Annotated in this window: 14 protein-coding genes; 7 read left to right on the top strand and 7 right to left on the bottom strand. The window is 48.0% G+C overall.

What is annotated here, in order from left to right:
* Positions 1 to 32: 32 nt before the first annotated feature.
* Positions 33 to 530, top strand: a complete 498-nt coding sequence (locus tag OM416_RS17630; RefSeq protein WP_264931677.1) for a hypothetical protein — start codon at positions 33 to 35, stop codon at positions 528 to 530.
* Between the two features lie 41 nt (positions 531 to 571).
* Here OM416_RS17630 and OM416_RS17625 read toward each other — a convergent pair whose 3' ends face one another.
* Positions 572 to 1,003, bottom strand: a complete 432-nt coding sequence (locus tag OM416_RS17625) for an Lrp/AsnC family transcriptional regulator (protein ID WP_264931676.1) — start codon at positions 1,001 to 1,003, stop codon at positions 572 to 574.
* A 131-nt stretch (positions 1,004 to 1,134) separates the two neighbouring features.
* Here OM416_RS17625 and OM416_RS17620 point away from each other — a divergent pair, with 131 nt between their 5' ends.
* On the top strand, positions 1,135 to 1,887 hold the full coding sequence (locus OM416_RS17620) for an MBL fold metallo-hydrolase (RefSeq protein ID WP_264931675.1): 753 nt from the start codon (positions 1,135 to 1,137) through the stop codon (positions 1,885 to 1,887).
* A 186-nt stretch (positions 1,888 to 2,073) separates the two neighbouring features.
* Here OM416_RS17620 and OM416_RS17615 read toward each other — a convergent pair whose 3' ends face one another.
* Positions 2,074 to 3,579, bottom strand: a complete 1,506-nt coding sequence (locus OM416_RS17615) for an alpha-N-arabinofuranosidase (RefSeq protein ID WP_264931674.1) — start codon at positions 3,577 to 3,579, stop codon at positions 2,074 to 2,076.
* A 181-nt stretch (positions 3,580 to 3,760) separates the two neighbouring features.
* On the opposite strand from OM416_RS17615, the gene OM416_RS17610 reads away from it, so the two are divergent.
* Entirely contained in the window at positions 3,761 to 4,666 is a 906-nt protein-coding gene (locus tag OM416_RS17610; RefSeq protein WP_413775807.1) for an ArsR/SmtB family transcription factor, read from the top strand.
* Positions 4,667 to 4,807: 141 nt separating this feature from the next.
* Here the strand turns inward: OM416_RS17610 and OM416_RS17605 are convergent, their stop codons facing one another.
* The 4 genes from OM416_RS17605 to OM416_RS17590 all read right to left on the bottom strand — a co-directional run bounded on the left by OM416_RS17605 (position 4,808) and on the right by OM416_RS17590 (position 14,630).
* On the bottom strand, positions 4,808 to 5,602 hold the full coding sequence (locus tag OM416_RS17605) for a C40 family peptidase (protein ID WP_264931672.1): 795 nt from the start codon (positions 5,600 to 5,602) through the stop codon (positions 4,808 to 4,810).
* Positions 5,603 to 6,028: 426 nt separating this feature from the next.
* A complete protein-coding gene (locus OM416_RS17600; protein WP_264931671.1) occupies positions 6,029 to 9,304 on the bottom strand; it encodes a glycoside hydrolase family 48 protein in 3,276 nt (1,091 codons plus the stop codon).
* A gap of 271 nt (positions 9,305 to 9,575) precedes the next feature.
* A complete protein-coding gene (locus OM416_RS17595; RefSeq protein WP_264932076.1) occupies positions 9,576 to 12,569 on the bottom strand; it encodes a glycoside hydrolase family 9 protein in 2,994 nt (997 codons plus the stop codon).
* Positions 12,570 to 12,911: 342 nt separating this feature from the next.
* Complete coding sequence (locus OM416_RS17590) at positions 12,912 to 14,630, bottom strand: methyl-accepting chemotaxis protein (RefSeq protein ID WP_264931669.1); 1,719 nt, start codon at positions 14,628 to 14,630, stop codon at positions 12,912 to 12,914.
* 527 nt (positions 14,631 to 15,157) lie between these two features.
* Here OM416_RS17590 and OM416_RS17585 point away from each other — a divergent pair.
* Positions 15,158 to 16,153, top strand: coding sequence for an LCP family protein (locus OM416_RS17585; protein WP_264931668.1), 996 nt, complete (start codon positions 15,158 to 15,160; stop codon positions 16,151 to 16,153).
* Between the two features lie 137 nt (positions 16,154 to 16,290).
* Positions 16,291 to 17,544, top strand: coding sequence for an acyltransferase (locus OM416_RS17580; protein ID WP_264931667.1), 1,254 nt, complete (start codon positions 16,291 to 16,293; stop codon positions 17,542 to 17,544).
* A 37-nt stretch (positions 17,545 to 17,581) separates the two neighbouring features.
* On the opposite strand, the gene OM416_RS17575 is transcribed toward OM416_RS17580, so the two are convergent.
* Positions 17,582 to 18,319 (bottom strand): hypothetical protein, encoded by a 738-nt coding sequence (locus OM416_RS17575; RefSeq protein WP_264931666.1) that lies wholly within the window; start codon positions 18,317 to 18,319, stop codon positions 17,582 to 17,584.
* A 219-nt stretch (positions 18,320 to 18,538) separates the two neighbouring features.
* Between OM416_RS17575 and OM416_RS17570 the strand changes: the two genes are divergently transcribed.
* On the top strand, positions 18,539 to 19,486 hold the full coding sequence (locus OM416_RS17570; RefSeq protein ID WP_264931665.1) for a hypothetical protein: 948 nt from the start codon (positions 18,539 to 18,541) through the stop codon (positions 19,484 to 19,486).
* Positions 19,487 to 19,540: 54 nt separating this feature from the next.
* Entirely contained in the window at positions 19,541 to 19,783 is a 243-nt protein-coding gene (locus tag OM416_RS17565) for an NHLP leader peptide family RiPP precursor (RefSeq protein WP_264931664.1), read from the top strand.
* Positions 19,784 to 19,859: the final 76 nt, after the last annotated feature.

Below are 19,859 nucleotides of genomic sequence, written 5' to 3'. Positions count from 1 at the left end.
TCGATCAGCATTGTTAATTAGGAGGAGGATCTATGCAACAACCTGAAACACCCAAGCGTAACCATCAGCAGATTCCTTACCGACGCAGCACGGCTCTATGGAAAGGGAGCCTTTGCTTCCTGTTCCTTCTCTTATGTGTAAGCCTGCTCTGGATTATCGTAGATGGACAAGCCGAACGACTGGAGACCATATACTATTCCATCGCAGCTGTACTGGGTATGTGGTTGATCGGTCCGTTGTTCTTCATGTTCCTGTCTCGACTAACCAGAACCCCCGCTGTTTTGTTGTCTTGGGATGATGAGTCTATAAGTACTGGCAAACGGAAGATTCCATGGAGCAAGATTCGCAAAGTCGAACTCGCCTCACCTGCCCGCAGCAAGTGGCTCCTGTCTGCTTCTCCCATGATCGTCCTGTATCTGAAGGATGGTACCCGTTCTCATGTCCAGACAGATCATCTGCTCAGCAAAAAAGAGCTGAACCAGGCAGTGACTTTGCTTCAGGAGACTTTGCAGGAGCAGCAGGCTCGTTGAGCATCTGGATGGATGAGGACAAGCTTCAAGCTTCCCACACATCACTGTGATTTCTCTATACCTATGGACAGGCTGACTTTGTAATTGCCGTAAGGCAGCAAGGCTTCCAGCAGTTGACCAAGCTGCTCTGTGGTGCCAGTCTGCACTCGCATCAGATAACAGCCTTCTCCGCTGACGCGATGGACTTCAACGATGTCCTTACGTTCAGCGATAAATGTACGAAAAGCGGCATGTCTGTCGCCGGAGTTCAAGAAAACCGTGACAAAGGCCTGAAGGCCGAGGCCAAGGCGTTCCGGGTTCCATTTTACCGTATACCCTTCAATTACACCCAGATCTTGCAGCTTGCGCACTCTTGCACCGACGGCCTGTCCTGTGAGGTGAACCTCTTCACCGATCTCTTTGTGAGAACGTTTGGCATCCTGAATCAGGATCTGCAAAATGCGGATATCTGTGTCATCTATCATTTCATTCATCTTGCTTCAGCAATCCTTTCACGGTGAAATTAGCGTGGCCTAATTCCATTCATCATGTTATGTACGACGTCAAACGGGTTGTATACCATATAGGGTAATACTATTCAACAACCTGAAGGAGTGCAAATATAATGAAAATTCAATTGATTCGCCATGCTACACTATGGCTGGAATACGGTGGGCTGAACATTCTCGTCGACCCGATGCTGATGGACGCCGAAGTCATGCCTGCTTTTCCGAACACCCCGAATGAGTTACGTAATCCGAGAGTGAACTTGCCCGAAACCGAAACAGACTATCTGCATCCGGATCTGATAATTGTCACACATACCCATCTGGACCATTGGGATGAAGCAGCTGCGAAACAACTTGGCAAGGACATTCCTCTAATCTGCCAGCCTGGGGACGAGAACGTATTTCTGGCAGCCGGATTCACGGATGTAACATCTGTAGATGAGAAGCATGAGCATCACTCTGTCCGATTCGCCCGCACTTCCGGGCATCATGGCACAGGTGAAATCGGTGAACGTATGGGCAAGGTGTCCGGTTTTGTACTTGAAGCAGATGGAGAACCTGTAACCTATATCGCTGGGGATACCATCTGGTGTAAAGAACCTGCTGAGGCCATTAGCCAATATGCGCCTGAAGTCATTATCGTGAATGCCGGAGGTGCGCGCTTCGTGGAGGGTGATCCCATTACAATGGACGGGCCTGACGTTGTATCCGTGAAGCGCCATGCGCCTTCTGCTCATGTCATCGCTGTGCACATGGATGCGATTAACCATTGTGTGATGTCTCGCACGGATCTCGCCACTTATCTGGCATCCGAGCAGTTGGACGGCCAGATGCTCATTCCACGCGACGGCGAGAGTTTTGAATTTTGAAGCGGAAGCGCGTACGCACCTCTGATGATTTACTTTTCCTATAAAATACAACGAAAAAAAGCTGGATGCGACGAACGCGCACCCAGCTTTTTTTGAATTCAAGGAACACGTTGAGCGGCAACATCCCTTTCGGGCATCATTCCTGCCATTGCGCTCCCACATGTCCCATCCCTTTATGCTAATCCCTTACTGCACTTTCAATCGAATCACGTTCCATGATGCTTTTGCCAAGCTCGCCGTGATCAGGGTATCGGATACAATTGCACCTCCACGATTATGAGGAGCAACGCGGTTCGGTTGTGCAGCTGTATTCGTTGCTTTGAGATCATCACTTTCCAGCACGATGTGCTCGATCACGGTACACTTCCCGAAGCTGCGCAGATCCACTTCGAGCGGAAGGGATTCTTCCAGATGGCGGTTGACTGCGAATACAGTCACTTCATCTTGCTCTTCGTTATGAACCGCAATAGCTTCCAGATAAGGAACATCTGTGATTTGTTTGGTATCGTATTTCGGAGACTGGATCAATGGCACCAATGCTGTTCCACGTCCGAAGAGGGACGTATGCATGAATGGATAGAAGATCGTCTGTCTCCATGAACCACCGCCCGTATCTGTCATGATCGGTGCAATTACGTTAACCAGTTGTGCCAGACATGCCATTTTAACCCGATCCGCATGTTTCAGCATACTGATGAGCATACAACCAACAAGCAGCGCATCCTCGTGATTGTAGATATCCTCCAGCTGTGGCGGAGCAATCTGCCAAGGGTCCATCTTCGAATCATTTTCATTGGAGTGATACCATACATTCCACTCGTCAAAGGACAGATACATCGTCTTCTTGCTGCGCTTCTTCGCTTTGATATAATCACAGGTCGCCTTCACGGTATCGATAAAACGATCCATTTCAAGCGAGCGCGCCAGGAACGTTGGCGTATCTTGCTCCTGGTTGCCGTAGTACTGGTGCAGGGACAGATACTCAACGTGGTCATACGTATGATCCAGCACCGTTGCTTCCCATTCCGGGAACGATGGCATATTCAGGTTCGAACTTCCGCAGGCTACCAGTTCAATCGTCGGGTCCGTCCACTTCATGACTTTTGCCGCTTCCACAGCTGCACGTCCATACTCTTCTGCCGTTTTGTGACCGATCTGCCACGGGCCATCCATCTCGTTACCCAAACACCATGTTTTGATCGCATGTGGCTGCTTGTATCCATGCTTGATGCGAAGATCACTATAATACGAACCTTCCGGATGGTTGCTGTACTCTACAATATTGCGTGCCGCATCGGCGCCCCGTGTTCCCAGATTGACGGCCATCATCACTTCGGAATTCGCTTGTTTCGCCCAGTCCACGAATTCGTTAAAGCCAAATTCATTGGTCTCGATCGTTCTCCAGGCCAGTTCCAATCTGCGTTTGCGTTCTGACACCGGCCCAACCGAATCTTCCCAATTGTAACCGGATACAAAATTTCCTCCAGGATAACGTACAATCGGTACGTTCAACTCCTTGACCATCTCCAGCACATCCGTGCGGAAACCCTGTTCGTTCGCGGACGGATGTCCTGGTTCATATATTCCACCGTACACGGCACGTCCGAGATGCTCAATGAATGAACCGTATAAACGCTTATCAATTACTCCAATTGTAAAATCTTTGTCTACCGTCATTTTTGCTTTTTCCATAATGAATTTCAACCCCCTAAGATTAATATAAAAATTAATTGATATTCTATGGATCAACGTTCATATTTATATTAAAATCGATTATAGCCTTAATTTCAACAGGAATTTTGCAAAATGTTATTCTTTTTACTGAATTTATGTTTAACTTAATTCTATACACGAAATTGGAGGAACACTTGTGATAAGAGCAAATACCGATGCCGAATGGCTCCCCCTATATGAAGCACTTGCCAGTGAAGTCCGTCTACAGATCATCCGCCTTGTTGCAGAGACACCTATGAATGTGAAAGACCTCGCTGCTTCACTCGGTTTGAGTAGTGCTATAGTAACCATGCATGTCCGCAAACTTCAGGATGTGGGCATTATTCAGTCCAAAATGATACGCAAAGATGGCGGCACACATAAAATGAATAGTCTTGCTGTAGACTGGATTGGCATCTCGATGCCTCAGGAAACCGGGACAGCACGAAAGCTTCATGAGGTTTCTGTACCAGTGGGGCACTACACTCATTTTGACATCTATCCCACATGTGGATTGGCTACATCTACTCAGGTCATTGGACAGTACGATGACCCTCGCTATTTTCTCGATCCCGAGCGAATGCACGCCCATATTCTATGGTTTGGTCGCGGATTCGTGGAGTACAAAATTCCAAACTATATCTTATCCGGACAACAGATCAATGCCATTGAATTGTCCCTGGAGATTGGATCAGAAGCCCCTTCGGTAAATCCGAATTGGCCCTCGGATATTACATTCATGCTTAATGGCATCCGATTGGGGGAATGGACAAGCCCTGGAGATTCAGGCAACGGGCGCGGCATGTTCACCCCGGAATGGTGGAGTGACAGTGTCAATCAATACGGCATGCTCAAGGTTCTGCGAATTACGAATGAAGGTACGTTTATCGATGGACAACACTTATCCGAGATCACACTTGCGGATATTCCGGTGGAACGCAACCAATGGACCTTGCGTCTTTCGGTGGAGGAAGATGCCCAGCATGTGGGCGGTCTGACCTTGTATGGTGAGGGATTCGGTAACTACAACCAGGATATCCTGTTCCGACTGTACTATCAGGATTGAGTTGATCAGAATAATAAATATCACAAAAACACCTTCCACTCGCCTGTCAAAGGCAGAATGGAAGGTGTTTTGTATTCATATGAACATGTGCAGAAAATCGCAGAACATCCGCGGAATATCTAAGAAGATCCTTGTTCTAACCTACAGTGCACTACCACCGAACAGGAAGCGATACTCCCAATGTTTGCCGGAGATATCACTAGTTGTTACACCACCGCCAGCGTTGGAATATGTGTGTAATACTTTTCCATCGCCCAGATAAATCCCTGTGTGCGTAATGGTTGCAGTGGATTTATTCACGCCCGAATACGATGATGCAGAACTGCCTTTATAAGACATGAAATACATCAGGTCTCCACGTTTCAGGTTTTTCCAGTTGGTCTGAACCGAACCTTTTGCTTTCACATAGGCTCCCTGTTTGCGGGAATCCGCTGGAAGTTTGATGCCCAGTGCATCGATGAAAGCCTGACGCACAAAGCTGGAACAGTCAAAAGTAGCTGTACTGTTACGACTCGCTCCGAATTCATATGGTGTACCCCAATATTTCATTCCCGCCGCAATGACTTTTTCCACAGACGCATTGCCGGTTTCCGATGTACCACTATTCGAACCCGATCCGCTCGTGCTGCCACTAATAGCTTGTGTGTATTTGGATGAAGAAGATATGTAGCCTGTCCGGTTAGCAGAATCCTTAATCTTGTACCAATCCGAACCGGATTGCTGAAGCACCGTTACCGTTTCCCCTTTAGCAACCATGCGAACAATCTTCGCAGAAGAAGTAGGTGATGTGCGTAAGTTTACGCCCCAGATTACTTTTACTTGTGAATTGTCAACAGCAGCTGCCGATACCTGTGCCGTTAGTGCTCCTGTCGTCAGACTTCCCATCAGCATCGTTGCTGTGACACTTGCCGTAATAATGGTTTTCTTCCAGTTCATGATGTCGAGTTCCCCCTGATGTTACAGAATTTTAACCTGGCTTGCTTCTCCCGGGCTTGCCCCATTGTAAACGGGCTATCCATAACGTTCATCAGTCGAAAGTCCTGTATTGATATAGGCACACTTGAGCACTAAGCATCAGGCTCTGTTCTTCATCGGCTGGTAAAAAACACTGCTGATCCCTTCTTTTTCAAAGGTTAAATTATTGTAACTATTTGATATGCTTCATTTTTCTGCGGTATACGAGCTAGGTCGATTCTCATCCAGGACATGCGTCATAAGAACTAGGTTTTAATGTTTATAATCGCAAATATGGTAAACATTACTATGGTTCATTTACCGATTAACAAGAAAAAGCCAGGGATTTCTCCCCGGCTTAACCTGTATCGTTCGTATCATTACCCTACAGCTGGTCTAATAGCTCGTTTAAGGTTCAATTCCCCATACTTTGGCGCCATCCTGATAAGCAGTCACTTTCGTCCAGGCACTGAAGGCTGTTTTGGTAGAATCAAAAGAATAATCATTGGTTTGATCAAAATTCGTCCAGTTATTTTTTGAAAAACGTCCCTGGATGATTCCGGTCTCGGCTCCCGCAGCCAAGCTGCCCGCACCCGGTTTGAATCCAATCTCCAGATACGTATCTGCCGTGCCCTTGGCCGGATCTACGGAAACAAAATGTCCTTCCACGTTACCGCTGCCAATCTGTGCATAATCACACCAGAAACTCAGATCAGCGGCACTGTCCTTCGTGAAATAATACCGGACCTTCACTTTGCTCAAATCCACAGCCGTTGTACCTGTATTCTTCACGTTAAACTGTGGTGTAATCGCATTGCCCGAAGTTCCTGAGCCACCATTACGGTATTGTACTTCGAGTGTTCCCGTTGTAACTGGAGGTGCCAATGGTGTCAACACCACTACATTCGAATTCGTCTGACCACTCGTATTGATGGCAACGACTCTGTAATTATAAGCCGTACCATTCACCGCCGTAGCATCGGTATACGTCAGTGCGGTCAAACCTGTTGCCAGATCCGCATATGCTCCACTGCCTACCGAACGTTGTACCTTATAACTTGCTGCTCCCGTCGATGCTGTCCATGTCAGTACCGCCTGAGCATTACCAGCTGTTCCCGTGAGGGTAAATACGCCTGGCACAACGATACCTGCGAGCGGTGTTGCAGATACCTGTGTCGATGGTGCAGACTCACCTACGGCATTCACCGCAGTAACGACATAATAATACGTTGTGCCGTTGGTCAAGCCTGTGTCTGTGAATGTCGATCCTGTGACCCCTGTCGCTACAGGCGTATAAGGACCACCGTTCACTTCTGCACGTTTCACGGTATACGTGGCTGCACCAGCAGCTGCGTTCCAATTCAGAACCACTTGTTCGCTTCCTCCAGTTGCTGTTACGCCAGCAGGAGCAGCGGGTACTTCCACTTCCGGACTGTCGGAATCTCCGAGAAGACGATCATACTCGCCGTACGCTGTAGCCATATCCACCTGTGACCAGAAACGGTGATACGTAAAGGTCGGTGCACCATTCTCCCATGTTTTCGTTGTCGGATTATACGACGTTTTGTACAGATTATCCAGGTAAGCCCATGCCGGATCTTGCTTGATCGCTGGACGCAGATCGGAGTATCCAATGTATACACCGTTGCCGCCTTTTGCCGGATCGGAAGGTACACCTGCTGTACCAGGAATCGTATTGCCCTGACCGAACGTTCCTGACCAGTTCGCAGGAATGTAGATCTCTTTTGCGAAGAAGCGGAAGTAGTCTTTACGCACTTCTTCCGTTACAATGCCCACGCCATCATTGTAATCCCACGCCGTATCCAGCAGTGTCTCAGCCAGATCCTTCGCTTCCTGACCTTTGGCACTGAGCGTTCCATTCTCTGCCTGGGTCCCTGCGGCAAAGAAAGTCAGCGCCTTAATGTAACTTCCCAGGACTCCTGTATCCTGTGCAGGATCTTTGGTGACCACACGGAAGTTCGGATTTTCCGTAAAGGAACTGAAGCCATTCCATTTATCCGGTTGACCTTGCCACTCCTGACTGCCTGGAATCCAGAACTCTCCTGGGGCTGGAGTTGTCGCTACCTGGGCATTCAGACCACCAAGAATCCGCCCGCCTGCTGCGTTCAGATAGTACCCTTGGGCATCCGTCACTGGACGCTCATCCACAAATACATAATCCTTGGACCAGTCGATCCACTTGGTAATGACTTTTTTGGCCATCTGGAAGTTCTCGGAACTCAGATCCCCGCTCTCGGCAAGAATATAATACATCTCAGCTACCCGCTCCAGCGACCATGCCTGGAATCCAAACCAAGTGTTGGAATCCGGGTCACGATATACTGGTGCCTCCTGATAAGCCATGTCATAGAATGTACTTACGCCCGCCGGATAGGCCTTGTATGAACCGTCCAGACTGTTCGTTGCACCTCCGCCGATCGCTCCTTCATGGGATTGCAACCATGTGTAGAACTCCAACTGACGCTTCAAAGACGCATTCCAGTCTGCCTTGGCTGTAGCTGATTTGGGAATCAAGCCACCTGCCGGATCAGACAAGGCATATGCCGCGACCGGATTCTGATAGGCCTGATGCGTATGACTCGCACCAATCCGCCAAGCCCAATCCCCACCTTGACCCAAACCACCGCCCCATGACGTATACCAGGCCATGAGATACATGTTGGAATCCTTGCCTGTACCCGGGGTTGGTGTACCATTCTTCGCACTGCCAATCTTCTGGAAGTACTTGTCGTGCATACCATAGCGCAAATAGTCACCCATCTTCTTGGCCTTATCCAGATACGCCGTATTGGTGTATCCCATCTCCTTCGCCCAGTACAACACCTGTACTGCACGTGCATCGGCATCGGTTGCATTTGTATAACGCCACTGCGCTGATGGTGCCTGCGTTTCTTTCGTAAACAGGCTCATGAAGCCCTCGTTCGGCTTACCAAATGTTTTATTATCCTGAGACGGATGCGGAATGGCTTCCCACACGGACTCCTGCTCTCCACGCTGGAACGTATTCACATAGGCAGCCGTATGGGATGGATTCAACAGGTTTCCATATCCGTACCAGTTATCCACATCCAGCAACCAGTGCATTAAGTAGGTCTGATTGTTACCATAGGCGGCCTTAAACTCCGCATCTAACGGGTCCTTCCCTGCTGCATATTGTCCATTAATAGCCGACGGATATTGATCCGGGAATGGTTTTTCCGCTGCATACGTGGCAGGGCTATTCGGATTGTAAGAACTCATGGTAGGCTGCTCTTCCTTGCCATCGCCTTCATTAACCGGAATAATGTATTTTTCCATGCTGTCCCATGCGGCTTCCAGTTTGGACCAATCTCCCGTATAGTGACCGTACATCGTCTCTAGCCATAGCCAGTAACTGTACGCCTCTGATGTCGTCATGTGCCCATAATCCGGTGCCTCGCTGAGCAGCGTTTCAATGGAGTGATACGGGATGCCCTCTGGAGAAAAATATCCGTTCGCCGGATCTTTCAACTGATCATACAATTGCAAAAACCGGGCTTCATTAATGCTGTCTGACTGAATCTCGATGGCCTGATCTGCGGCATGTGCCGTTTGTGGCCCTGCCCAGAGTCCGGTGTATCCGGTCAACATGACGGTTCCCGCCAGCATGGCTGTTAAACTTTTTTTCGCAGCTGATTTCAACATGAATATATACCTCCCTGGAATAGTGGAAATTGTATATAAGTGCGTGTTCAAAAAGAGCGGTTTTCAGTACCGAGAAGATGGGATGAAGCTAGAAATGGAGTAGCGGAGCGTAGGAAAACTACGTGAGCAACGGACATTTCAGCTGAATGCCATATTCGATGCTGATGATGCCACTAGGCATCCTTCGTAATCAAAAGCGGACTTTTTGAACAACCTCTATAAACGCTGTTGGTCTGCCCATGCTGTTCTTCGGCTTCTGATTGTACGCCAGTTACGGCTCCAAGCCCCATACTTTGGTGCTACCCTGATACCCGGTTACCTTGTTCCAAGCAGTAAAAGCCGTCTTGGTGGCGTCAAAGGAATAGTCATTACTTTGATCGAAATTGCTCCAATTATTTTTGGAAAAGCGTGCCTGGATCACGCCGGTCTCTGCTCCAGCGGCCAAACTGCCCGCTCCGGACTTGAAGCTAATCTCCAGATAGGTGTCTGCTGTACCCTTCGCTGGATTTACTGTGACAAACGTCCCTTCGATATTGGCCGTGCCCATCTGGGCATAATCACACCAGAAGGTCATATTCTCCGTACCATCCTTGGTGAAATAATATCGGATCTTCACGGTACTGAGATCAATCGCCTGTGTTCCGGTATTCTTCACGTTGAACTGCGGGGTTACCGCATTGCTCGAATTGCCAGACCCTCCGCTGCGGTACTGCACTTCGAGCGTACCCGTCGTCACCGGAGGTGCAGAAGGCGTCAGTGCCAGAACATTGGACAGCGTCTGTCCGTTCGCATTCATGGCTACAATCCGGTAATTGTACGTGGTGCCATTCACGGCTGTCGTATCGGTGTAAGTCAGCACGGACAATCCAGTTGCCACATCTGCATATGCCCCGCCTGCTACCGAACGTTGCACCTTATAACTAGTAGCGCCCGAGGCTGCTGTCCAGGTCAGGCTCGACTGCGCATTGCCAGCTGTCCCACTTAAAGTCAGCGCTCCCGGCAAAGTCGTTGCTGCTTGCGGTGTAGCCGACACCTGTATAGAATTCGAAGATTCCCCTGCTGTATTCGCAGCGGTTACCACATAATAACAAGCCTTCCCATTCGTCAGTCCCGTGTTCGTATAGGTCAATCCATTAACACCCGTCACGACAGATGTATACGGTCCTCCACTCACCTCGGAACGCTTCACCGTGTATGATTCGGCCCCAGGTGCAGCGGCCCAGGTCAAGCTAACCTGATTGCTGCCCGCCACAGCCTGCACGCCAGCAGGTGCGCCTGGAACCGTGATTGGTGTAATGCCTGGCTCCTGTCCATACACCTTCACCCCTGCATCATAGACTGGAAGGTATACGCTCTTCACAGGATTGCCAGTAGTCAACGTCTGGAACGAATGATCATTGCTTGCATTCCATGCCCCTTGTGGGCCTGTAATGCGGAATTGCACTTCTTTACGATAGTTCCCTTCCCCACCGGGATAGATCTTCGTATTACCGAAGTTCGCTGTAATGGCATAGATATGCTGGGCTGCATTGACTACAACCGGTTGGGATACCGTCGCCCCCTCCGTGTAGGAGGTCGTCACTTGCACGTCCGATACAGTACGTCCGGCAGCATACACCTCGCTCAGATCAAGGAAATACTTAAAGGACAGTTGATCTCCCATACGGGCAGGCCAAGCAGACCGATTATTAAGCTGTGCCCTGATTTCCGTATAATTGGAACCGGATGATTTGACAGCAGCCTCTACAAAGAACTCATCACCCTTCACCTCAGGTGCAGGGAAGTTCGAAAGGGGCTGATGATTCTGACCAAACAGCAGATTCATTTTGGCCAGCGCACCAGTGAATCCCGCGTTATAGTCCGTTGCCACCTCATTGCTCACATAATCCCCAATATCATCGGTATACCCGTCCGATGCATCCGGGCCACCGACCATGGCACCATACAGAATATGGCGGTGATTCGCCGGGACATCCTCATTGTTCAACCAAGAACCGTGAGCGGTCCGGTGATGCGGATGCTGGGGTGCATTTTGTCCGTACCCGACCACATAACTGCTCTGACGTGGATTATCTCCCAGAATGTAGTTCATTTGTGAGACGGCGAAATCCTGATATCTGGATTTCTTCACAGGATCACTGACCCAATCGGAGTATACAAAAGAAATAAAGGAGGCATTGGCTGCATATCGGAGTGAGCCCCACTGATCCAACCAGGCAAGACCTCCTGGCGTATACTTGACTCGTGTCCCATTAACTCCAACTGTCCAGTAATCCAGATTGCGTTCAGTCGACTGAATAAATCTCGTTGCTTCCGGCATGTTCAGACTGGACGTAATACGGGCCAGCAAAATCTGGGCACCGTAGTTTTTGTTGTCCCAGCCTTGTGTCCAGGTATATGGCCAATTGGCAGCACCTCCACTAGATGACCACTGATTGGTTGCCGCAATCGCTTTGGACAAGTAAGCGCTATCATTAGTCGCTAAATAAAGCCATGCCCCACCCCATGCCAGCTCATCATAATATCCGGACCACGAGTTATAGAACGATTGTGCATCGGTAATACAATCGGAGTATTTCCCACGGTAAGTATCTGCAAAGTGATACAACTCCTTTGCATGTTGAAGCAACTTCGCAGCATACACAGGATCATCATCGGCAAATACAATCGATGCAGCTGCCAGTGATGCCGCAGTTTCTCCCGCCAAGTCACTACCCGGACAGGAAGCATCAATCTTAAAGGCAGGTCGGTTCATCTGCATCACTTCAGCAGGTCCCCACCAGGCGTGATCCGTATTCCCCGCTCCGACTTGTCCCCATAATTCATTCGGTTTCGTATGCGCTTTCATAAAATAGTCAGTGGCCCACTTGATATTATCCTTAATCTCCTCCAGTTGCCCTGCCTGCTCATATCCTTCGCGATATTCCACGACGGACCAGGCTAGCATCGTAGCAGAATACGCCATCGGTAATCCGAATTTCACATGATCTCCGGCATCATACCATCCCCCGGTTAGATCAAAGCCTACATCAGCTCCATCCTGCATGCCCGAATTGCCACGCCATTCAACCCGATTATTCGCTGGTAATGGACCCGAACGCTGCGCCTCATAGAAATAGATGGCCTTTTGCAGTGCTTCAGCATAGTTCTGGTTTCCGGCGGCCGCATCCGCCTTACGAAGTCCTGTACCCATTGATAAACTGCCTGCCAGTAGTCCTGCCGATAACGCAATCATAGCGACTCGTCTCCACCAGCTCCCCTTCATGTTCAACTATTCATCTCCTCTTCCTGAAAATTCCGTATGCATTACTCTGAACTGCGAATGGTATCCGCTCCTTCCCATGGTGTAACTCCGTGTAACTCCCACCATTAATTACCATTATAGTCGTTTGGTTAACTTGCAATATAAGCGTTGGTGACTTCTAAAATAACATTGTTGTGACCTGCTCGGCATCATGCGACAAAAAAAGCTGCTTCTCTGACGCATATGCGCGTTAGAGAAACAACTTCTTATCGCTGCTGTAACCAACACCACAAACCAAATGGCATTTCTGACCATTCAGCCTGTGCATTCCCCACATCACCATGTGTCAGGATATCTCACTGGTTACACTTTGAATTTGTTAATTTGCTCTTGCAGTTCTTCGGCCATTTTGGATAATGAACCTGCGGATGATGCAATCTCTTCCATCGAAGCCAGCTGCTGCTGAGTTGCGGCAGATACATTATGCACACCGCCTGCTGCTTCTCCGGCAATGTTGGAGATCTGACTCACATATCCTACAACCTCAGTCGTACTCGCCGACATTTCTTCTGAACCTGCAGATACTTCCTGAATCTCACCCGCTACTTTGTTGACCGCATCCGAGATCTGCTCGAACGCTTGTCCTGCCGCAGTAACCATCTCAATTCCGGCTTCCGTCTCACTGCTGTTCACTTTAACAGCCTGAACAGCATGATCCGTATCTTTCTGAATCAATTGAACGAGATCCGTAATTCTTTGCGCAGATGTGGAAGATTCCTCAGCCAGCTTCCGTACTTCTCCCGCAACGACCGCGAAACCACGTCCATGCTCTCCTGCTCGTGCGGCTTCAATGGCTGCATTCAGTGCAAGCAGATTGGTCTGCCGGGCAATGTTGTTGATGACTTCGGTAATGGTTCCAATCTCTGCTGAACGTTCCCCCAGCCCTGTTACCAGCTCTGTCAGTGAAGCAATGGAGTTGCGAACAGAACCCATCTGTTCAACAGCTTGTTGAATGATCATATTACCTTCGGAAGATTGGTTCGCCGCATCCACAGCAGATACCGATACGCTTTGAGCAAGCTCGGCAATCTGTTCCGATCCGAGAGCCATCTCGTTCATTGCTTGTGAAGAACGCTTCACAATATCAACCTGGTCAGACGTACCTACAGCCAATTCCTCGACCGTTTCGGAGATCTGTTCCGAGGCCTGGGTATTCTGCTCTGCACTTGCAAGAAGCTCTTCCGATGAAGCAGCAACCTGTTCAGAAGTGAGGGATACCGATTCAATCATGGAGCGCAAATTGCCACTCATGGTATTGAAGGAAGTCGCCAGCGTTCCCAATTCGTCTTTGTTCTTGAGCACAATCGTCTCACCCGTCAGATCACCATTGGCGATCGCCATGGCTGCTGTGTTCATCTTTTTGATTGGACGTGAGATAATACTTGCAATGAAGAAGGCAATAAATACAGCTACCAGGAATGCAAAAATCGTCACTGCCAAAATCACATTAAATGCATTCTCGGCCAACACAACCGATTCATTCGTTGCCGCTTCCGATCCTTCATTGCTCAAGTTAATCAACTGCGCAAGTGTGTCGTTGGCTGTGTACCACATTGGGTAAGCCTCGGTATGAAGTCTGCTGGCTCCCTCATAATCATTGTCCACGCCCAATTCGATGAATGCAGGCATTTTTGCCAGATAGGCATCATAGTTGTTACTGAAACTCTCATTATATAGCTTAAGTGCTGCTTCATTGCCTCCAATGTATGTAAGCAACTGTTTGCGCTCATCCTCGATCTTGGTGAGAAGAAGCTGCAACGCTTCATTCATCTTGGTTAATTCGTCTTCGTCCTGTTCAACGATAATTGCCAGCGCCAACCGCTCTACGTCGGAGACATCACCATTCATCATCCCAAGCAAGCTTACACTCGGCATCCATGTCTGATCCACTTCATTCGCCTTGCCCGACATATTATGGATCTGGATTAACGCATAGACGCTTACAAAAACCAGCATAGCTACAACTACCAGAAAACCAGTCAGTAACTTGCCTCGAATCGTTAACTTTAATTTCCCCAACATGTTCCCCACTCCTCAAAATAATACATATTAATAGTATATCGTCACCTATCGTCATGAATTGTAGATGTCAGAATTCAATTTCTATAAATTTCATGTAACTTCGAACATAACGCAAAAGAAGTCTCCCATCTTTGGCAGAACCAGAGATAAGAGACTTCTTTATTGAACAAAACCATCACGGCTTCGCAACATATTACATCCAGACGTTAACGAAAAACACGCCGGTGTATGTTAATGAAAAAGTCGGGAATCGACTTGGTATAATTGCGGGTCGTAATCAGAATCACACTGATCAGACTGCCCAAAAGGAATCCGCTACCGCATACTCGGATGATGTAATCATCAACCAGTCCAGAAACGGAATTCGGTCTGCACACAAGATTTTTTCACATAATAAATATGCACTAACTATTTGTCAAACAATCAACCTCTTGACCGAAGTTACGAAATCAAAGAGGACATTTTGCTTTCTTTTTGTTAAACTAGTTTGGGTTACATATCAGTTCAATCATAGAAAGGTGAAGATTATGCTTAAAAAATGGTTATGGGGTACAGCCCTGACCCTGGCACTTGCTGTCACAGGTGTCATTGTATATTACGGATATTCGATTGTTCATTTTGCCAATAGCATCTCAACCGCTTCCGGGACTTCATCCAACACTTCATCTTCCGGCACAAACAGCGACTCAGACACTCCAACGACAACGATTCCCAGATGGGAGTGCCAGGAACGGGTAAACATTCTCTTGCTTGGTGGGGACTCCAGAGGTGATGATGCAGGGCGTTCGGACTCGGTCATGGTTGCTTCCATCGATCCAGTCACCAAAAAAGCCCATCTGTTCTCCGTACTGCGAGACACCTATGTCGCCATCCCCGGGCATGGCAAGAGCAGGCTCAATGCAGCCTTTTCCTACGGAGGTGCGGAGCTGACCAAACAAACCGTCAGTGATCTGCTCGGTATTCCCATTCAGCATTATGTCTACACAGACTTCACAGGTTTCATGGCACTCGTTGATGCGGTAGGCGGTATTGAGATTGATGTGGAGAAAGACATGTATTACACCAGTAAAGCAGATAAACATATGTACGACATTGATTTAAAAAAAGGATTGCAGCATATGGACGGCAAGACCGCCCTTCAATATGTTCGATTCCGTCATGATGCCACCTCGGATTTCACGCGAACCGAACGGCAGCGGATCTTCATGACCGAGCTGGCCAAGAAAATGCAGAGCACTACGTCGCTCTTCAAAATCCCGGATATCCTGGAAGCGATCGCTCCCTATATTGAGACAGACCTTAGTCCAACCCAGATGTTAAAACTCGCATCACTCGGCTTCGATATCCATGTGAACGATATCGATCAGCAGCAGATTCCACCGAACAAGCTGCTCACCAATGAACTGGTCGGCTCAGCTCAGGTACTCGGTGTCGATGTAACCAAACTCCAGTCTTATATTCAGAAACTCTTTGAAGAAGATGCCGCGTCCTCGGAGACTCCATCATCAGAGGAGCAGAACTAAAACAAGCATGAATTATATCAACAGAAAAGACGGCCGCAGCCGTCTTTTTTTGTCCTATTTTCACCATTTAATGCAGCCTTAATGTTTAACAGGTACCCTTATATGATGAACTCCGGTTCCTGGAGGGAGGATTACATGTGAAAAAACCGCGAATAGCGGAATGGACCGCACTGCGAGGCATTGCATTTCTGGCAATCGTCATGCAGCATAGTATCGCTGAGTATATCTATCGTGCTGATATTGAACAACCGGATTCCATTATGCTGACCATGATTTATCATCTGACCCGATTCGGTACACCAACGTTTGTATTTTTATCGGGTGTAATGTTGTTTTACCATCACCGTAACACCAAACCGGAATATCCTCGCTTCATTCGGAAGCGATTTGGCGATATCTATATGCCGTTTGTCGTATGGACACTTATCTATTGGCTTTCTGTACGTATTTTTACCCCTGCGTTCTGGCTTGCAGGCATACCGGACTTTCGTAGTCTTGTTCGTGAACTGTTTGTACCGCAGACGGGATATCATCTCTGGTTTGTCATTATGGTGTTTCAATTCTATATTCTGTTCCCCCTGTTCCTGGCGGGAGCAAAAGCCATTCAGAGACGTATCCAGAACGCCAAGCGTTTCACGCCCATGCAAGTCATTATGGGGCTAATTCTCTTTGCAGCCGCATTCTACGCTCTGCTAATGAAATGGTCCTACTATAATATGGGTAGCTGGACAGAAACACTGTCTGAGCCCTGGTCTACGTTGCTGCAATATCGATCCTATTCATGGATCATGTACTGGTTCTACTTTTTACTGGGTGCCGTGTGTGCCTGGTCAGTGGATAGCTGGAGGAGTTGGAGCACGAAGATATTGCCATGGACGATATGTCTGTTCATAGGGATGTACATTTGGCTTGGATACGATGTGCTGCGTGGGTCCGGGGATGTTGTTAATTTGAATATCTCTACTTATTTGAAACCAACCACATTCCTCATCATTATGGCTCAGATGCTCATGTTGTATGGTTTCCTTGTACTGATGCAGGGAAAAGATACACGGTTTCAGCGTCTGTTATCCTGGATTGGCCGCTATTCATTTGGTGGATATCTCGTTCATGCACTGGTGATCTATGCGATCGCTTACGTCACCAGACCGCTTCAACTCAGTGGATGGCATCTGCCTGTAACGTTACTCTCGTTTCTTGTAACGGTTGTTATAGCCCTTGCGATCAGTTGCACACTATCCAAACTTCCTGGCTCCCGCTTCACGGTAGGATTAATGCGTAAACCACGTTTAAGCACCCATCCATCTGCTGCTGCGGACAAAAGAAATTCACCTGACCGAACTCCGTCCCCCGGCCACACTCGTAGTCCGGGAACGAGTGAGACATTATGAATCCAAAAGAGCGTCCCCGTTGAGGAGACGCTCTTCTTTATTTCACTTCGGTTGAAGTTGATCGTCCAGGGACAGGCTCCTGAGAACCTGGGGCTGGATGCGCATTGCCCTTCTGATTCACAAACCTCTTCAGATCACCCGTCAATTGTTCCTTCAACTTGTCTACCAGCTGCGTTTCGCTAATGCCTTTTGCCTGAGCAATCTCAGCCAGGGATTTCCCTCCCTGAAGCTGCTCGTGCAGTTGAGCGGGTGTGACTCCAATAAAACGGGCAATTTCACCCTTATCTACCATGGAACGTTTGCCATGGTGGGCAAACTCACGCCGCAAATCACGAAGCGGGGTATTGATGACCTTTTTCAACTTGGTATCCATGTCCGCCTTCGTAGCTGCAGCTTGTTCCTTGGTGAGACAACCTTCGTCTACAGCTTGATCCAGACGTTGCGCCAATGTAGGCTTCAACTTCTGCAATAACTGTTCCTCACTAAGCCCCTTGCGCTCTTTGGCAATCTGGGACAACGTCTTGCCCAGCTCCATCTGTGATTTCAGATCCCGCAGGCCGATTCCAAGCAGGTCTGCCGTTTCACCAATCATAAACAAACCGTGTCCTGCCTGCATGCATGGCTTTGCTTGTTTGCCTGAGGAAGAAGCGCTAGACGCATCGTCATGTTCCTCAACTCGAAGTGCTGGATCAGCGAATGCCACATGCCCAGTTCCTGCTGTTATGACTATGGCTGCCAATCCGGCTGCCATCCATGTTTTCCATTTCATGTTCATTTTTCTGCCGCCTTTCCGATGTCGAAATCCTGTGCCTCCCTAGTTTGAGCCTAAAATCCACTTTTTTATGCCATAAAATACAAAAAGTCATCATTTTTCTCACAATTGATCACAAAAAATCCTATTTTTTTCAGTTTATTTCCGCTATACTGAGTGTAACTTCATGATCTAGTTGAACAGTCCTTAGTCACCTTATCGCAGGAAGGACGATATGTAATAATGCGGAGAGAATGGTTAGATCCGTTTAGATCCGATCTGGAGGTCGTGTTTGCTTCAGCGGAACAACTCGTACGGAAATATCCCGAACCCTTGTCAGGATATGCATTGGAACAACTTCATTCAGTTAATCCCCTGTTACGAGATTCGGGACACAGTTACATCGGGTACATCATTCCACTCTGGATGCAACACTCAGATACGCTACCTCAAGAGAAAGCACATCAGTTAAGTACAGCCTGCCTCATTCACATGTTATATTTTCTAAATCAGGACGACGTGATGGATGAACAACCTGAGGATGCCACACGGAAGTTATCTCTGGGTAATCTATACTACATGGATGCACTTCAGTCTTACTCGGGGTTATTTGAACCTTCCTCCACATTCTGGACCTATTTCAGACATTATGTCGTGGATTGGGCCGTAAGTGTTACAGGTGAGCATTCCATTGATTACTTCCAAAACAATCCCTTGTTGATTGCGCAAAAGGCTGCTCCTCTGCTTATTGGAGCTACCGGTGCACTGCTTCTGCTGAAACAGTCCGACCGGATTATCCCGGTGTGTGCTGGCATCAACATTACACTCATGACACTTCAGATGACCGATGACTTCACAGACACGCAACAAGATGCTGTGCATGGAAACTACAACAGCTACCTCTCCCACATATCCGCAGCACTGAATCATAACTATCCTGCTCATCCTCTTAGCGAACGTATACATGACAATGTATACAATACACAACTCATGAACTCTTACGTAGACATTGCATATAACTATAATCGTTCATTAACATCGTCTAACTTGGAAATATCGCATCTTGAAACGTTTAATTCTTATTTGTGCAGCACGTTGGTACAAGCTGTTCAGGAGATTACACAACGGAAGAAACGGCTCCTCCAAGGCGGGTTTCATCACTGGATCAGTGAGCAACAACTGGAATCTTGAGCATAAGGACTAAGCTGGTTCAGTTTAATTTTAAATATGAAGGGAATGTTGACGATGATGGTATCAGAGAAAACGTTGCATGAGGATATTATTGAAAAGGCCTGGACAGACGAGCACTTCAGACAACAATTGCACACCAATCCGAAGCAGGCGCTTCGTGAGGCTTTCGGTATCATAATCCCGGAGCACATTCAGGTACGTACCGTTGAGGAGCAGCAGAATGACTATGTTCTTGTCATCCCTCCCAACCCTTCCAAAGTAAATTATGATGTGAATTGCGGACCTTGGAGAAGTTAAATCGGGCGAGCTAATCTTGTAGTGTAAGAAATCAGGGGTAGGAACGAAAAAAGCCGCTGTATCTTCTGTGAGTTCG

This window comes from Paenibacillus sp. LS1 (assembly GCF_026013365.1).
GTDB lineage: Bacteria > Bacillota > Bacilli > Paenibacillales > Paenibacillaceae > Paenibacillus.
Note: the sequence above shows the minus strand (reverse complement) of the source record. Positions and strands in the feature narration are given on the sequence as shown.

Coding starts and splice junctions, on each gene's coding strand:
- OM416_RS17590 (WP_264931669.1), bottom strand. CDS start 14,630: ATGTTGGGGAAATTAAAGTTAACGATTCGAGGCAAGTTACTGACTGGT.
- OM416_RS17615 (WP_264931674.1), bottom strand. CDS start 3,579: ATGGAAAAAGCAAAAATGACGGTAGACAAAGATTTTACAATTGGAGTA.
- OM416_RS17585 (WP_264931668.1), top strand. CDS start 15,158: ATGCTTAAAAAATGGTTATGGGGTACAGCCCTGACCCTGGCACTTGCT.
- OM416_RS17595 (WP_264932076.1), bottom strand. CDS start 12,569: ATGAAGGGGAGCTGGTGGAGACGAGTCGCTATGATTGCGTTATCGGCA.
- OM416_RS17600 (WP_264931671.1), bottom strand. CDS start 9,304: ATGTTGAAATCAGCTGCGAAAAAAAGTTTAACAGCCATGCTGGCGGGA.
- OM416_RS17625 (WP_264931676.1), bottom strand. CDS start 1,003: ATGAATGAAATGATAGATGACACAGATATCCGCATTTTGCAGATCCTG.
- OM416_RS17565 (WP_264931664.1), top strand. CDS start 19,541: ATGATGGTATCAGAGAAAACGTTGCATGAGGATATTATTGAAAAGGCC.
- OM416_RS17630 (WP_264931677.1), top strand. CDS start 33: ATGCAACAACCTGAAACACCCAAGCGTAACCATCAGCAGATTCCTTAC.
- OM416_RS17575 (WP_264931666.1), bottom strand. CDS start 18,319: ATGAACATGAAATGGAAAACATGGATGGCAGCCGGATTGGCAGCCATA.
- OM416_RS17605 (WP_264931672.1), bottom strand. CDS start 5,602: ATGAACTGGAAGAAAACCATTATTACGGCAAGTGTCACAGCAACGATG.
- OM416_RS17570 (WP_264931665.1), top strand. CDS start 18,539: ATGCGGAGAGAATGGTTAGATCCGTTTAGATCCGATCTGGAGGTCGTG.
- OM416_RS17620 (WP_264931675.1), top strand. CDS start 1,135: ATGAAAATTCAATTGATTCGCCATGCTACACTATGGCTGGAATACGGT.